The sequence below is a fragment of the Veillonella sp. ZSJB6 genome (genome assembly GCF_051549505.1).
Classification (GTDB): domain Bacteria; phylum Bacillota; class Negativicutes; order Veillonellales; family Veillonellaceae; genus Veillonella.
Map to the genome: position 1 here is coordinate 23156 of NZ_JBPUGE010000001.1, position 15800 is coordinate 38955.

The window sequence follows — 15800 nt, forward strand, 5'->3', positions numbered from 1 at the left end:
AGGTGATTCTTATGAGTAAAGGTGTATCTGGTGTCAACCATGTAGATGGTATGCTGCCAATCCCGCAATTATTTGCTTATGGTTTACAGCACGTGTTAGCCATGTATGCTGGTGCCGTAGCGGTACCAATCATTATTGCGCAAGCCATGCATTTGCCAATTGAAGATTTAATTCGTTTGATCACAGCCGATTTGTTCACATGTGGTGTAGCTACATTGATTCAAACATTAGGCTTTGGTCCTGTTGGTGGTCGTATTCCTCTTATTCAAGGTGTAACATTTGCTTCTGTAGGTCCAATGATCCTGATTGGTCAACAGCATGATATTAATACCATTTATGGTGCTATTATCGTAGCCGGGCTGTTTACATTTGTTGTAGCACCATTCTTTAGCCGTTTGATTCGTCTATTCCCGCCTGTAGTAACAGGTACCATCATTACTATTATTGGTATTAACTTGATGCCAGTAGCGGTTAACTGGATGGGTGGCGGCGTAGGTAACAAAAACTTCGGCGATCCACTATACATAGCTCTTGGTGTAGCTACATTTATTCTCGTTATTTTGACATATCGATTTGGTAAAGGGTTCCTTGGTAATCTGGCTATTTTGGTAGGGCTTATCCTCGGTACTGCTCTAGCTATGATTTGTGGTATTACTGACTTCTCTGAAGTAGGTCGTTCTCAATGGATTTCCGTTGTAACACCATTCTACTTTGGCATGCCTACCTTTGATTTTGCATCTATTATTTCTATGATCATTGTAATGCTTGTAGTTATGGTAGAAACAACAGGTGATAGTATTGCGGTTGGTGAAATCGTAGACAAACCTATCGGCCAAAAAGAATTGGCTGCAGTGCTTCGCGCTGATGGTTTATCCACTTTAATCGGTGGTATCCTTAATAGCTTCCCTTACACTGCATTTGCTCAAAACGTTGGTCTTATTGCTGTAACACGTGTAAAAAGTCGCTTCGTTGTAGCCGCATCTGGTGTAATCTTGATTTTATTAGGTTTATTCCCTAAGTTAGCAGCTATTGTAGCTTGTATCCCAAATGCTGTATTAGGCGGTGCAGGTATCGCAATGTTTGGTATGATTATTGCCAGCGGTATTCGCTCCCTTGGTAAAGTTAACTTCGATGGTAACTACAACTTGATGCTCGTAGCAATTAGTATTGGGGTATCCATGATTCCATTGGCAGCGCCTCAATTCTATGCACACTTCCCAGCTTGGGCACAAATTCTTTTGAAATCTGGTATCACAGCTGGTAGTATCGTAGCCGTTCTTTTGAATGTAGTATTCAATGGCTTCGGTTATAAAACAGTTAATGAACCTAACCGTGCAACACGTAAATATCGTCACTTCACACGATTCAAAGGTTATCCTAAACATTTCTATCAATAAGATATAGTTAAATTAATTAATTCTCATACGATTACATGTATTGTCTCTCACGGTAGAAACCTTGTTTATATAGGTAAAAAATCTATATACATGTTTTCGCTCTTTCAAAAAGGTCTCACTCTAGTTTTAGAGTGGGGCCTTTTTTGTATGGAATCGTGTACTACTTTGGTATATAATTAAATAATATTATTGCAAAGGAGACGCATTATGAAAGACGAGCGATTTATAGTTACGTATCGAATAGAAGCAAGTTCGTATGAAGAGGCAAAAGCCATCGCATGGGCTGTTCAGGTAGAACAAACCATAGAGTTTCCTTATGAGTTTGTAACGGATCCGTATATTAAAGGCACTATCACTGGCAGATTGGAGTCCTTAGAACCTATGAGTTCTGATTCTACATATGCCAATGTAGGGGTTATGCCTAATGTTACGATAAATCCGTCTCACTACTATGTGGCTCGTATTTCCTATCTTGTAGATACAACAGCGCTAGAAGCAACGCAATTCTTAAACGTAGTCTTTGGTAACTCATCGTTACAACCACATATTTGGGTAGTTGATATTGAACTCTGTCCAACTTTATATGATGTATTTAAAGGCCCTCAATTTGGCTTGCAAGGGCTTCGTCAATTGGTTGAAACGCCAACGCGTCCTATGATTCAGGCCGTAGTAAAACCTATGGGAACACCGAATGAAGAGCTCGCTCGTATGTGCGGTGCTTATACACGTGGTGGGGCAGATGTTATTAAAGATGACCACGGTATTTCTAATCAGTCATTCTCTCAATTTAAAGATCGTGTACAACGATGTGCTGCCACGGTGCGTGAAATGAATGAAGCCCATGGTACACATACATTATATGCAGCTAATGTGTCTGGTGATGGTACAGACGTAATAGAGCGAGCTTATTTTGCAAAAGATGCAGGTGCTACAGCTCTTATGGTGGCTTCCGGTCTTGTGGGATTTGGATGGCTTCATAAATTAGCAAATGATGAAAAGTTAGGCTTACCAATCATTCATCATCCTGCTTACTCTGGTGGCTTTATGAGCCCTGGTGTATCTGGTATTGCCGACTATTTGCAATTGGGATTGTTACCACGTATCTTTGGTGCAGATATGCCTATCTTTGTATCCTATGGTGGACGTTTTACTTTCACCGAAGATCAATGTAAGAGAATTTCCTCTTATATTAAACATCCATTTGGATTGATGAAAGCAGCCTGTCCAGCACCGGGTGGTGGTGTAACAGATGCTCGTCTCAATGAACTGGTAGAGTTGTATGGAAATGATACGATGTTCCTCGTTGGTGGTGACATGTTCCGCCGTGGACCAGATATTGAAGCTAATATGGCATACTTTGTAGAACGGTTGAGTGAATTATCTAAAACCAATTAATGATTGTGTTAGTGAAAGTGATAACAGATTGACTTTCACAGACGTATGTAAAGAATTATGATTTAGTATATGGAGTGTTTTGATGAGTGAATCCTCACCGTTGGAGGTCCATGTTCTTGCTAGTGGTAGCAAAGGCAATTGTACAGTAATAAAAAAAGGGAACTCCGTCATATTGCACGATGTGGGCATTAGTTGTCGACGTATCGTCAATGGTTTAAAAGAATTGCATATCGATATGGCACAGGTAGAGGGCATTTTTATCAGTCATGAACATAGTGATCATATTGCAGGTCTTCAACAATTGTTGAAACGTTTTGATATCCCTGTGTATACGAAACAAGGGACGTGGCGTGAAATTCAAGATAAGTTAATTGTGCCAAAGAATCAATTAATAGAATTGACTAAGGGGAGCCTCTCTCTTGGTAATCTTGTAGTCGAGTCTTTTGGCGTTAGTCATGATGCGGCTGATCCAATAGGTATTAATGTATTTGCTGGAAAAGATAAGGCTACTGTCGTTACCGATACAGGTGTAATTTCTGATAGTATCTTACATCGTATGGATGATACGACTTTGTTAGTACTAGAAGCCAATTATGATCCTCATATGTTACGGTTTGGTCCTTATCAACCATTTTTAAAACAACGTGTTGCCAGCGATGAAGGCCATTTAAGCAATGAAATGGCTGCCCAAGCTTTGCTCATGATGAAGCGACCTGACTTTATGCAAGTTATTTTGGCCCATCGTTCTGAAAATAACAATAATGCCGTCCTTGTTACCCAAACGATTGGGAAAATGCTCGTAGATGGTGGCGTTCGCATTGGACCGGAAATGAAATTGCAACATGGACAACCTAATGAAATTGTGTCTATGCAATCTGTAAAGAGGTAGAGTATGAGATTTTATGTAGTTTGTATTGGCAAGTTAAAAGATGCTTACTTGCGCGATGGGGTAGCAGAGTTTGTGAAACGGATGCGACCTTATGGTGGGATTACCATTACTGAACTAAATGAAAGTAAAATTGGGGATAAGCCGAGTGATGCAGATCGAAAACAAGTCGTTGCAGAAGAAGGGGAACGTTTATTAAAAGCTGTTCCAAAGAATGCTTATACAGTGTTGTTAGATGTGTACGGTAAAACGATGTCCTCTGAAGACTTGGCCAAAACAATAGCTAAACTAGAAGTCGATGGTATAAGTGATATGGCATTCATCGTTGGCGGTGCTTTTGGCGTAAGCGATGAGTTGCGCAAGTCTGTAAATTATAAATTATCCTTTAGTCCTATGACATTTACCCATCAAATGGTACGCTTATTACTAGTAGAGCAAATTTATAGAGCATCTAAAATTAATCGCAATGAACCATATCATTGGTGATGTAGTTAATTTAAATAGATTGTATCTCTTGAATAAATAATATAATTATGATGAGGGTAGATTGATTTAGTATCAGTATAAGAAATACTATTAGAATAGACTTACAAATTATTTATATAATGTTCTTATAAAAAAAGGAGTTTTATTATATTATGTCGAATAGTATAATAAAGCAAGATGTATTTGTAAGGAGGAATTCACTATGAAAATCCAAGAAGTAATGAATAAATACCCTGTTACTGTTGGCAAAGATGCGCCAATTTCTGATGTAGCTGATTTGTTGGTAAAATATAATTTAACAGCTGTTTCCGTAGTGGATGACAACAATAAATTATTAGGTATTATTTCTGAAGGCGATTTGCTTTACAAAAAAGTACGTCCTCATGTACCTCACTATGTAAATGTATTAGGCGCAAGTATCTATTACAATGGCATTGGCGAATATAATGCTCAATTTAAAAAATTATTAGCGTCTCATGTTCATGAATTGATGACTGAAGAAGTAATTACAACTACACCGGATAAAGATGTAGAAGAAATTGTATCTGTTATGCTTGATCAACATTTGAAAAATGTTCCTGTAGTAGATAAGGATTACCATTTGATTGGTATCTTATCTCGCCGTGACATCATCAAATTGATTGCTAAAGATAACTAATTCGCATAATTATGTAATACATAGAAAGACCACCCGTTTTGGGGTGGTCTTTTAGTGTAAATTGAGAAGAATTGCATTGACCTTGCATTTATGTTATTATTAGGAGTGCATAATATACTACAGAAATTTGGGCGTATTGCCCTTCGAGGAGGACATATTTTAAATGAAAGCAACTGTAAATCCTGTTGATCAACACGTAGTAACGTTAACTATTGAAGTACCTGCAGCAGAAGTAGACAAAGGTATTAAACAAGCTGTAAAACGCATTGCAGGTCAAGTAAACATTCCTGGCTTCCGTAAAGGCCATGCGCCTCGCCGTATTTTGGAAATGAACTTCGGCAAAGAAGCTATCTTGGAAGAAGCATTCGAAGTATTGGCTAGCCAAAACTACAGTGCTGCACTTCGTGAAAACGATATCGTTCCAGTATCTGAACCAGAAATCGAACGCGAACAATTCGAAGAAGGTAAAGATTTGATTTTCAAAGCTACTGTAACTAAACGCCCTGAAGTTAAACTTGGCGATTACAAAGGCTTAGAAGCAGAAAAACAAGACGCTACAGTAACTGATGAACAAATCGAAGAACAATTGAACAACATTCGTGAACAACAAGCGAAAATGGTTGTTGCTGAAGAAGGCGCTACAATTCAAAAAGACGACTTCGCAGTAATCGACTTCGCTGGTTCCGTTGACGGTAAACCATTCGATGGTGGTGAAGGTAAATCCTACCCATTACAAATCGGTTCTGGTAGCTTCATTCCTGGCTTCGAAGATCAATTGATCGGCGCTAAAGCTGGCGATGATGTAACTGTAAAAGTAACATTCCCTGAAGACTACTTCGTAGCAGAACTTGCTGGTAAAGAAGCAGAATTCAAAACTCATATCCATGACATCAAACGTAAAGAGTTGCCTGAATTGAACGATGAGTTCGCAAAAGAAGCAAGCTCTTACGAAACTATTGAAGAATTGAAAAAAGATCTTCGCGCTAAAATGGAAGAAGAAGCTTCCCGTCGCGCAATCGATACTTACAATGCTGACTTGATTCAAACAGCTGTTAAAAATGCAACTGTAGACATCCCAGAAGTAATGATCGAAGATCGCGTAGAACAAATGATTCAAGAATTGGCTATGAACATGGAAGGCCGTGGCTTGAAACTTGATGACTACTTGAAATTCTCCAACAAAACTATCGAAGATTTACGTTCTGAATACAAAGATTCCGCAGCTGAAAACGTACGCGCTGATTTAGTATTAGACGCTATCGCAACTGCTGAAGGTATCGAAGTAACTCCAGATGATATGAACCGTGAAATCTTCATTATGGCTCAAAACTTTGGGGCAGACCCTAAAGAAGTTTGGGATATTATTGCAAAAGAAGGTCGTGTAGCTATGTTGGCAGGCTCTGTAGCTCGCAAAAAAGCAGCTCGATTCATTATTGATAATGCAAAAGGCGCTGAAGCGGCTAAATAATAGTTTGCTCAACTAGGTACATGAAAAGGTGAATATATGTATGTACCAATCGTAGTTGAACAAAGTGAACGCGGCGAGCGTTCCTATGATATTTACTCTCGCTTGTTAAAGGATCGCATTATCTTCCTAGGTGGACCTATCGACGATAATGTAGCAAATGCGGTTATTGCGCAAATGCTGTTCCTAGAAGCAGAGGATCCTGATAAGGATATCCATTTGTACATTAATAGCCCCGGCGGTGTTGTAACTGCCGGCATGGCTATTTATGATACGATGCAATATATCAAACCAGATGTGTCTACCATTTGTGTAGGCTCTGCGGCGAGCATGGGTGCTGTGCTTTTAACAGCAGGTGCTAAAGGTAAACGCTATGCGTTACCTCATGCGCGCGTTATGATTCACCAACCATTAGGTGGTGTACAAGGGCAAGCATCTGAAATTGAAATCCATGCCCGTGAGATTCTTCGTATGCGTGAAGAATTAAATGGTATCTTAGCTTCTCGCAGTGGACAAGATATTGAGGTTGTAGCGCGCGATACAGATCGCGATAACTTCATGAGTGCTCAGGATGCCGTTGAATACGGCTTAATCGATGAGGTACTCACAAGAGAACCTGTAGAAAGCAAGTAATGGAGGCGCCCCTTGGCAAAAGATAAAGACACTATGCGCTGCAGTTTTTGTGGACGCACAAGCGAAGAAGTCCGCAAATTAGTAGCGGGTCCTAACGTATATATTTGTGATGAATGCGTTGAGGTATGTGAACGTATCATCGCTGATGAGTTAGGTGACGTAGAGGCGGATGACTTCAACTTAAAAGAATTGCCAACGCCGAGAGAAATTAAAGCTCATCTTGACGAATATGTTATTGGTCAAGATGATGCTAAAATCTCTTTAGCCGTGGCTGTATATAATCACTACAAACGTTTACAAACAGATAATGTAGTTGATGATGTAGAATTACAAAAGGCTAATGTTTTATTCATTGGTCCTACTGGTAGTGGTAAAACACTATTGGCTCAAACCTTAGCGAAAATGCTAGAAGTACCATTTGCTATTGCAGATGCTACAAGCTTAACTGAAGCTGGTTATGTAGGGGAAGATGTGGAAAATATCTTGCTTAAAATTATCCAAGCTGCAGATTATGATATAGCTCGGGCTGAACGTGGCATTATCTATATCGATGAAATCGATAAGATTGCTCGTAAGTCTGAGAACCCTTCCATTACACGTGACGTGTCTGGTGAAGGTGTACAACAAGCATTGCTTAAAATCTTAGAAGGTACCGTAGCTTCTGTTCCACCTCAAGGTGGCAGAAAGCATCCAAATCAAGAAATGCTTCAAATCGATACTACAAATATTCTCTTTATTTGTGGTGGTGCATTTGATGGTATGGACAAGGTTATTACTAAGCGTACCGCTAAGAAAACCCTTGGTTTTGGTGCAGACGTACAGCGCAAAGAAGAACGTAATGTATCAGCTATCTTAAAAGATGTTGTACCTGAAGATTTATTGAAATTTGGTTTAATTCCAGAATTCATTGGTCGTTTACCTGTTATGGTAACATTGGATCAATTGGATAGAGAGGCATTAATTCAAATTTTGACAAAGCCTAAAAATGCATTAACAAAACAATATGAAAAAATTCTATCCCTTGATGGTGTAGAGTTAACTTTCACTGAAGATGCATTAGAAGAAATCGCTGATGAAGCATTACAGCGAAAAACAGGTGCTCGTGGTTTGCGTGCTATCATTGAAAAGGTGATGAAACGCGTTATGTTCGAGGTTCCTTCCATGCCGGAAGTAGCTAAGTGCATAGTAAATCGTGAATCCGTGTTGAGCACAGGTGAACCTATACTCAAAAATGAGGCAGACCAAGACATCCAGTTGAAATCGTAATTCGAAGAAACTCATTTCTGTGTAGGAATGAGTTTCTTTTCATAATATAAATACCTGGAGGAAGTATGAATTTACTCGAAGTTGGGATTCCAACTGTACCTCTTAGAGGCATGGTTGTATATCCGAATATCGTGATTCACCTCGATATCGGTCGAGACAAATCCATTAAAGCGGTAGAAGCCGCAATGAACGAGGATCGCATTTTAGCAGTTGTCAGCCAAAAGGATGATGCTGTTGATGCGCCAACTGTTCATGACTTAGCCCAAATGGGTACATTAGTAAAAATTAAGCAAATGTTACGCTTACCAGGTGGTATTGTACGTGTTCTTGTAGAGGGCATTACACGTATTCGCGTAATGAATATTACAAGTATGGATCCGTACTATGTAGGGGACTACGAACGGGTAGCCTCCGAATTTGAAGACGATGTTGAGCTAGAAGCGTATCGTCGTTTGGTTCAGTCTAAGTTTGGCGAATGGGCTGAAGAGGCTAAATCTGTTACAGATGAAGGTGTTACACGCGTAATGGAGTTACGCGACCCATGTGAATTGGCTGATCAAGTTGCGTTCTTATTGCCTATTAATAACACTAAACGCCAAGAGTTACTTGAAGAGTTATCTGTAGCTCGTCGTTTAAATATGATTGTAGGCATTTTGAATATGGAGTTACAAATCTCTGATTTGGAAAACTCCATTAATAATCAAGTACGTCAATCTATGGAAAAAGCGCAAAAAGAATATTTCTTGCGCGAAAAAATCCGTGTTATCCACGATGAATTGGGTGACAAAGGGGATCCAGAGGAAGAAGCTGAAGAGTTACGTGTTAAATTAAAAGCACTTAACCTTAGCGAAGATGTACATGAGCGTATCGATAAAGAAATTTCTCGTTATAGCCGCATGCCACAATTGATGCCAGAAGCAACTATTTTGCGCAATTACCTAGATTGGGTATTGGCATTACCGTGGAATGAATTGACTGAGGATCGCTTGGATATCAAGGAAGCTCATGCTATGCTTGAGGCGGATCATTATGGCCTTGAAAAGGTTAAGAAACGCATCCTTGAATTCTTGGCTGTTCGTAAGTTAACTGGTAAGAATAGCGGATCTATTCTTTGCTTAGTAGGCCCACCAGGGGTTGGTAAAACATCCTTGGCTACGTCTATAGCTAAAGCGATGAACCGCAAGTTCATCCGTGCATCCTTAGGTGGTGTTCGCGATGAAGCTGAAATTCGCGGCCATCGTCGTACCTATATTGGCGCATTGCCTGGTCGTATGATTCAAGGCCTCAAGAATGTAGGCACTAAGAACCCTGTATTCTTGTTGGATGAAATTGATAAATTAGCATCTGACTATAAAGGTGATCCATCCTCTGCATTGTTAGAGGTATTGGATCCAGAACAAAATAGTACTTTCAGCGATCACTTTATCGAAGTACCATTCGATTTCTCTGAAGTATTCTGGATTACAACGGCTAACGTTGCATCCAATATTCCTGGTCCATTGTTAGATCGTATGGAAATCATCGAATTATCTAGCTATATGGAACAAGAGAAATTAGAGATTGCTAAGCGCTATTTAGTACCTAAACAAATCAAGAAAAATGGCCTTGAAGATTATAAGGTTAAATTATCTGATGCAGTGTTGAAAAAGGTAGTTTCCGAATATACTCGTGAAGCGGGTGTTCGTACCTTGGAAAAAACAATTGCTAAGATTTGTCGTAAAATTGCTTATAAAGTCGTTGAAGAAGGTGGAGATGCACCGAAAGTAACGACAAAAAATCTTCACGAATTCTTGGGCGCTCCAATTTTTGTTGACCAAGAGCGTGAAAAGAAACCGCAAATTGGCTATGTAAATGGTTTAGCGTGGACTTCTGTAGGTGGCGTTGTATTGCCATGTGAAGCAACCACTATGAATGGTACAGGTAAACTTGCATTAACTGGTAGCTTAGGTAAGGTTATGCAAGAGTCTGGTCAAGCTGCCATGAGCTATATTCGCCACAATGCAAAAGCCTTAAAAATCGAAGACGATTTCTATAAGAAACTCGATATTCACGTTCACTTGCCTGAAGGTGCAACACCTAAGGATGGCCCTTCTGCAGGTATTACAATGACATTGGCTATGGTATCTATCTTAACAAACCGCAAGGTTCGTTCTGATATTGCCATGACTGGTGAAATTACATTGCGTGGCCGTGTATTACCAATCGGCGGTTTAAAAGAAAAGTTATTGGCAGCCTTGTCTAATGGCATTAAAGAAGTATTGATTCCTAAAGGCAATGAAAAGGATATTGCAGAATTGCCTGACATTGTAAAAGAAGGTCTCATTATTACGCCAGTTAAGACAATGGATGAAGTATTAGCAAAGGCACTTGTGTAATGCAAAAAAAGAAAAAATCCACTAAACAAATGGGCCCAAAACCACAATATACACGAAAAGAACCGAAGGGGCCTCGTATTATAGCAGCAAAATATAATACTTCCTGTGTGAAGGCGGATCAATATCCTGAAGGGGATACTGTGGAAATTGCTTTCATCGGACGCTCTAATGTGGGCAAATCTTCGTTGATTAACTCGTTGTGTAATTATCGTGGGTTAGCCCTCGTTAGTGGTCAACCAGGTAAGACAAAGACGATAAACTATTTTGATGTGGAGTCAAAAGAGGATATTTCTGAAACAGAGGAGCGCCGTTATCATTGGTTCCTCGTTGATCTTCCTGGTTATGGATTTGCAAAGACAAATAAAGGAAACCGCAATTTGTGGTCTTCCTTTATTGCCGATTATATTTTACATTCTGAACGATTGATGTTGTTATGCTTACTAATTGATGGTCGTCATCCTGAGATGCCTATCGATAAGGTAGCTTATGATTGGCTCGTTGAAGCTGGTGTACCATTACAAATTGTAGTGACTAAGGTCGATAAATTAACAGCTAAAGAAAAGTCTGCTAATTTAGCGATTATTAAGGAAATGTATCCAACTGCAACGCCGCCAATTCTGTATAGCTCTTTGAAGCATACAGGTCGTGAGCTTTTACAACAACGGATCAATAAAGTTCTAGTAGGAGATGAAGCATGAGTCAAACCAATGAATTAGAGATTATGGAACGCATCGCTCTAGATTTAGAGGGTGTGGAAGAGTCTCTTGCATCATCTTTTAATACAGGTGCAGAAGACTTTAATGCACTGATTCGACCATTATCTGCTGCAGGTGGCAAGCGCTTGCGCGCGCAATTATGTTTATTGATTGCTAATGCAGGTACATCTGTAGAACGTCAGCGTATTAGAATTGCTGAAGCTGTAGAAATGCTTCATTTAGCCACACTGATTCACGATGATGTATTAGATCAAGCTGAGATTCGTCGTGGTGAAGAAACGATTCACATGCACAAAGGCAATAAGGTAGCTATCCTTAGTGGGGACTACTTATTTGCTAAAGCATTCCAAATCGTGTCCGAAATGCCTAATATGAAGTATTTGCAGGTTTTCTCCCATATTATTACTTGCCTTGTAGAAGGCGAGTTCATGCAAATGGAAGATGTATATCGCATTGATCAAGGTATTGAGCGTTATATGACCAAGACCCAAAAGAAAACAGCAGACTTTATGGAAGGCTGTATGGAATTGGGGGGCCTCTTGGGGGGCTGGAGCGAATCCGAAATCGTTGAGTTGAAAAAATATGGTCATGCGTTGGGCATGGCATTCCAAATTACTGACGATATTATGGACTATCGTGAAACAACAGAGACGACTGGTAAACCTGTGGGGAATGATCTGCGCGAAGGTTTATTGACCTATCCGTTGTTGAGCATCGTCAATGATGATAATAAAGATACATTGCTCGCAGACATTAAGGCTTTGAATCATGGTGGTGATGAGCAGGCGATTATCGATTATGTTATCAGTCAAGGTGGTATTGATAATACATTAGCTGTAGCTGATCAATATTGCAAAGATGCTTTGGCAGCACTCAATGCTGTACGTGATTTCCCAGGGAAGGAATTCCTTGTGATGGCAGTAGAAAATTTAGCTGATAGAAAGGTATAATATGGAACCATTCGAACCAAAACCGGACTTCGAATATCCCATACAAAAACCTTCTTTTGATAGTGTAGTTCGTCAAAAGCGTCGCGAAGCTGAACTAAAGGCTGAGCAAGAACGGTATAAGGTGGCAAATTTACAAGTTCCTGAGGAACCGGAGGATGAACCCATTTATACTGAAATGGAACAGAAAATGATGGACGAAGCTCGGGAACTATCCCTTGTGGGGCATCTATCTGAATTGCGAAAGCGTCTGATTATAATGGCTATTGCAGTTGTTATAGGAACTTGTATTTCTTATTATTATGTAGACTTTTTATTGGAAATACTCCTAAAACCAGCTGGTAAGCTCTATTATATGAAACCAACGGAAGCCTTCTTTACCTATATGAAGGTGTCTATAGTAGGTGGTCTTATCATAGCGGCGCCTATTATATTGCATCAGATTTGGCTATTTGTTAAGCCTGCCCTTACGGTGCGAGAAAAACAGCTATCTAACTGGATCTTACCGGTTGCTATATGTTTATTTGGCATCGGTATTGTGTTTTCTTATTTTCTCGTGCTACCAGCAGCCGTAAAGTTCTTTATGGGCTTTGCTACAGACGAATTACAACCGCTATTTTCCATTGGTCAGTACATGGACTTTGTATTATCCTTTGTACTACCCTTTGGATTTATCTTTGAGTTGCCGTTGATTTTAATCATCTTGGGATATTTCAACTTAATTACATCGCGTTTTTTAAAAACGAAGCGAAAGATATTTATTCTTATATCCTTTATCATAGGTGCTGTCATTTCACCAACACCGGATATGTTCTCTCAAACGATGATTGCATTGCCTATGATATTGCTATATGAAACGAGCCTATTTGTATTGGCTAAGATTATGAAGCGCTAAGGAGTTTATTTAGGAGGAACGATGAAAACCTACGAAAATTTAACCACTTATAACCCCGGTGAAATAGAAGGGAAATGGTATTCTTATTGGGAAAACCAAGGGTACTTTCACGAAGAAGTAGACACAAATAAAGAACCATTTAGTATCGTATTGCCGCCTCCTAATGTAACTGGTATGTTGCACATGGGCCATGCTTTAGATAATACATTGCAAGATATTCTTATCCGTTTTAAACGCATGCAAGGCTATAATGTATTGTGGATGCCTGGTACTGACCATGCTGGTATTGCTACACAAATCAAGGTAGAAGAGATGCTCGCTAAAGAAGAAGGCAAATCTCGCTATGATTTAGGTCGTGAAAAATTTGTAGAGCGCGTATGGGAATGGAAAAAAGAATACGGTGATACTATCGTAAAACAAATCCGTAGCCTAGGCGCATCTTGTGACTGGTCTCGCGAACGTTTTACATTGGATGAAGGATACTATCATGCAGTGCGCGAAGTATTTGTAAGCCTTTATGAAAAAGGATTAATCTATCGCGGTGAACGCATTATTAACTGGTGCCCTCGTTGTGCCACTGCTTTATCTGATGTTGAAGTTGAACATGAAGATGAACATGGCCACTTATGGCATATTAAATATCCTGTAAAAGGTGAAGAAAATCGCTTTGTAATTGTTGCTACAACTCGTCCAGAAACAATGTTTGGTGACGTAGCCGTAGCAGTAAATCCTGATGATGATCGCTATAAAGATCTCATTGGTAAAACATTGATTTTACCATTTGTTAATCGCGAAATTCCTGTTATTGCCGATGACTATGTAGATGCTAGCTTCGGTACAGGCTGTGTAAAAATCACACCTGCTCATGACCCTAATGACTTTGAAATGGGCCAACGTCATAATTTGGAATCCATCGTTGTTATGAACAATGATGCCACAATGAATGAAGGTGCGGGCAAGTTCAATGGCATGACTCGTGAAGAAGCTCGTAAACAAGTAGTAGCAGAACTCAAAGAATTAGGTTTACTTGAAAAAATCGATGATCATGACCATGCAGTAGGTCATTGCTCTCGTTGTAATACAATTATCGAGCCAATGGTATCTAAACAATGGTTCGTAGATATGAAACCATTAGCAGAGCCAGCTCTTAAGGTTGTTAAAGACCACGAAGTAGAGTTTGTTCCTGAACGTTTTACAAAAACTTATGTAAACTGGCTTGAAAACATCCGCGACTGGACCATTTCCCGTCAATTGTGGTGGGGCCATCGCATTCCTGCATGGTACTGTGATGACTGCGGTGAAACAATCGTAAGCCGTGAAGATATTACTGAATGTCCTCATTGCCACGGTCATGTTACACAAGATCCAGACGTTCTTGATACATGGTTTAGCTCTGGTTTATGGCCATTTGCTACTATGGGGTGGCCTGAACAAACACCAGAACTTAAACAATGGTATCCAACAAGTGTTCTTGTAACTGGTTACGATATCATCTTCTTCTGGGTTGCTCGTATGATTTTCATGGCTCTTGAGTTTGAACATGAAATTCCATTTAAACATGTATTTATTCATGGTCTTGTGCGCGATAGCCAAGGTCGTAAAATGAGTAAATCCTTGGGTAATGGTATTAACCCTCTTGAAGTTATCGACCAATATGGTGCTGATGCATTGCGCTTTACTCTCGTAACTGGCAATACACCTGGTAACGATATGCGCTTCTATATGGAACGCGTTGAAGCAAATCGCAACTTTGCTAATAAGATTTGGAATGCATCCAAATTTGTATTGATGAATCTTACAAATTATGATGAAAGCTTCGTTCCAACAGCAGATGATTTGACATTAGCAGACCAATGGATTGTTCAAAAATACAATGAAACAGTACAAAGTGTAACTTCTAACCTAGATAAATTCGAACTTGGTGAAGCGGCAAGCTCCGTATATGACTTCATTTGGAATACATACTGTGACTGGTATATTGAGTTAGCTAAACCTCGTTTATATAACGATGGTAATAAACGTGATCGTCGTACAGTTCAATACTTACTCGTAACAATCTTGCGTCACATGCTTGAATTATTACATCCATTCATGCCGTTCGTAACAGAACATATTTGGCAACACTTGCCTCATGAAGGGGATAGCATCGTTGTCACTAAATGGCCAGAAGCATTGAAGTTTGATAATCTTGAAGGTGCAGCACGTCAAATGGAAGTTATGATGGATGCCATCAAAGGTATTCGTAACATGCGTGCTGAAATGAATGTGCCTTTAGGTAAAAAAGCTGAGGTTATTGTGGCGCCAACAGATGAAGCATTGGCTCAAACTGTAGCAGATCATAGCGATTACTTTGTAACATTAGCTTGGGCTGAGAAGGTAACTATTCTTGGTGCCGATGATCCAAAACCAGAAAATGCGACTGTAACAGTTGTAAATGGTATGGAAGTATATCTCTTGCTTAAAGACTTAATCGATGGCGAAAAAGAAAGAGAGCGTATTGCAAAGGAAAAAATCCAAATGGAAAAAGAAATTTCTCGTTTGGAAGGCAAGTTGTCTAACCAAGGCTTCCTAGCAAAAGCTCCAGAAGCTGTAGTAGCAAAAGAAAAAGAAAAGTTAGAAGAATATAAACAAAAACAACAAGCGTTATTGGAACGTGAAGCGTTCCTTGAAACCTTATAATA

Annotated in this window: 13 protein-coding genes; all 13 read left to right on the forward strand. The window is 39.6% G+C overall.

Features of this window, described 5'->3' with window-relative positions:
• Positions 1–11: 11 nt before the first annotated feature.
• The 13 genes from ACSV5T_RS00100 to ACSV5T_RS00160 all read left to right on the forward strand — a co-directional run bounded on the left by ACSV5T_RS00100 (position 12) and on the right by ACSV5T_RS00160 (position 15798).
• Positions 12–1397 (forward strand): nucleobase:cation symporter-2 family protein, encoded by a 1386-nt coding sequence (locus tag ACSV5T_RS00100; protein ID WP_105085927.1) that lies wholly within the window; start codon positions 12–14, stop codon positions 1395–1397.
• Between the two features lie 207 nt (positions 1398–1604).
• A complete protein-coding gene (locus ACSV5T_RS00105; RefSeq protein ID WP_119208539.1) occupies positions 1605–2792 on the forward strand; it encodes a RuBisCO large subunit C-terminal-like domain-containing protein in 1188 nt (395 codons plus the stop codon).
• Between the two features lie 82 nt (positions 2793–2874).
• Complete coding sequence (locus ACSV5T_RS00110) at positions 2875–3681, forward strand: MBL fold metallo-hydrolase (RefSeq protein WP_119208538.1); 807 nt, start codon at positions 2875–2877, stop codon at positions 3679–3681.
• Between the two features lie 3 nt (positions 3682–3684).
• On the forward strand, positions 3685–4164 hold the full coding sequence (gene rlmH / locus ACSV5T_RS00115) for a 23S rRNA (pseudouridine(1915)-N(3))-methyltransferase RlmH (RefSeq protein ID WP_295794286.1): 480 nt from the start codon (positions 3685–3687) through the stop codon (positions 4162–4164).
• A gap of 202 nt (positions 4165–4366) precedes the next feature.
• Positions 4367–4822, forward strand: coding sequence for a CBS domain-containing protein (locus ACSV5T_RS00120; protein ID WP_005385985.1), 456 nt, complete (start codon positions 4367–4369; stop codon positions 4820–4822).
• Positions 4823–4985: 163 nt separating this feature from the next.
• Positions 4986–6290: a trigger factor gene (gene tig, locus ACSV5T_RS00125; RefSeq protein ID WP_298697635.1), complete on the forward strand. Its 1305-nt coding sequence runs from the start codon at positions 4986–4988 to the stop codon at positions 6288–6290.
• Between the two features lie 36 nt (positions 6291–6326).
• Positions 6327–6920 (forward strand): ATP-dependent Clp endopeptidase proteolytic subunit ClpP, encoded by a 594-nt coding sequence (gene clpP / locus ACSV5T_RS00130; protein ID WP_005385987.1) that lies wholly within the window; start codon positions 6327–6329, stop codon positions 6918–6920.
• A gap of 12 nt (positions 6921–6932) precedes the next feature.
• A complete protein-coding gene (gene clpX, locus ACSV5T_RS00135) occupies positions 6933–8186 on the forward strand; it encodes an ATP-dependent protease ATP-binding subunit ClpX (RefSeq protein WP_295805120.1) in 1254 nt (417 codons plus the stop codon).
• Positions 8187–8251: 65 nt separating this feature from the next.
• Positions 8252–10561, forward strand: a complete 2310-nt coding sequence (gene lon / locus ACSV5T_RS00140; RefSeq protein ID WP_005385995.1) for an endopeptidase La — start codon at positions 8252–8254, stop codon at positions 10559–10561.
• A complete protein-coding gene (yihA, locus tag ACSV5T_RS00145; RefSeq protein WP_105089446.1) occupies positions 10561–11259 on the forward strand; it encodes a ribosome biogenesis GTP-binding protein YihA/YsxC in 699 nt (232 codons plus the stop codon). Before lon ends, yihA begins: the two co-directional genes overlap by 1 nt.
• A complete protein-coding gene (locus ACSV5T_RS00150) occupies positions 11256–12227 on the forward strand; it encodes a polyprenyl synthetase family protein (RefSeq protein ID WP_438319934.1) in 972 nt (323 codons plus the stop codon). Before yihA ends, ACSV5T_RS00150 begins: the two co-directional genes overlap by 4 nt.
• A 1-nt stretch (position 12228) precedes the next feature.
• Positions 12229–13119 carry a twin-arginine translocase subunit TatC gene (gene tatC, locus ACSV5T_RS00155; protein WP_438319935.1) on the forward strand — a complete coding sequence of 297 codons (891 nt, stop codon included), beginning with the start codon at positions 12229–12231 and terminating at the stop codon, positions 13117–13119.
• A gap of 21 nt (positions 13120–13140) precedes the next feature.
• A complete protein-coding gene (locus ACSV5T_RS00160) occupies positions 13141–15798 on the forward strand; it encodes a valine--tRNA ligase (RefSeq protein ID WP_438319936.1) in 2658 nt (885 codons plus the stop codon).
• The last annotated feature ends 2 nt before the right edge of the window (positions 15799–15800 follow it).

Excerpts from the sequence above, each read along its gene's own strand:
- ACSV5T_RS00150 (WP_438319934.1), top strand. The coding sequence starts at position 11,256 with ATGAGTCAAACCAATGAATTAGAGATTATGGAACGCATCGCTCTAGAT.
- rlmH (WP_295794286.1), top strand. The coding sequence starts at position 3,685 with ATGAGATTTTATGTAGTTTGTATTGGCAAGTTAAAAGATGCTTACTTG.
- ACSV5T_RS00110 (WP_119208538.1), top strand. The coding sequence starts at position 2,875 with ATGAGTGAATCCTCACCGTTGGAGGTCCATGTTCTTGCTAGTGGTAGC.
- ACSV5T_RS00100 (WP_105085927.1), top strand. The coding sequence starts at position 12 with ATGAGTAAAGGTGTATCTGGTGTCAACCATGTAGATGGTATGCTGCCA.
- ACSV5T_RS00120 (WP_005385985.1), top strand. The coding sequence starts at position 4,367 with ATGAAAATCCAAGAAGTAATGAATAAATACCCTGTTACTGTTGGCAAA.
- tatC (WP_438319935.1), top strand. The coding sequence starts at position 12,229 with ATGGAACCATTCGAACCAAAACCGGACTTCGAATATCCCATACAAAAA.
- lon (WP_005385995.1), top strand. The coding sequence starts at position 8,252 with ATGAATTTACTCGAAGTTGGGATTCCAACTGTACCTCTTAGAGGCATG.
- clpP (WP_005385987.1), top strand. The coding sequence starts at position 6,327 with ATGTATGTACCAATCGTAGTTGAACAAAGTGAACGCGGCGAGCGTTCC.
- ACSV5T_RS00105 (WP_119208539.1), top strand. The coding sequence starts at position 1,605 with ATGAAAGACGAGCGATTTATAGTTACGTATCGAATAGAAGCAAGTTCG.
- yihA (WP_105089446.1), top strand. The coding sequence starts at position 10,561 with ATGCAAAAAAAGAAAAAATCCACTAAACAAATGGGCCCAAAACCACAA.
- ACSV5T_RS00160 (WP_438319936.1), top strand. The coding sequence starts at position 13,141 with ATGAAAACCTACGAAAATTTAACCACTTATAACCCCGGTGAAATAGAA.
- tig (WP_298697635.1), top strand. The coding sequence starts at position 4,986 with ATGAAAGCAACTGTAAATCCTGTTGATCAACACGTAGTAACGTTAACT.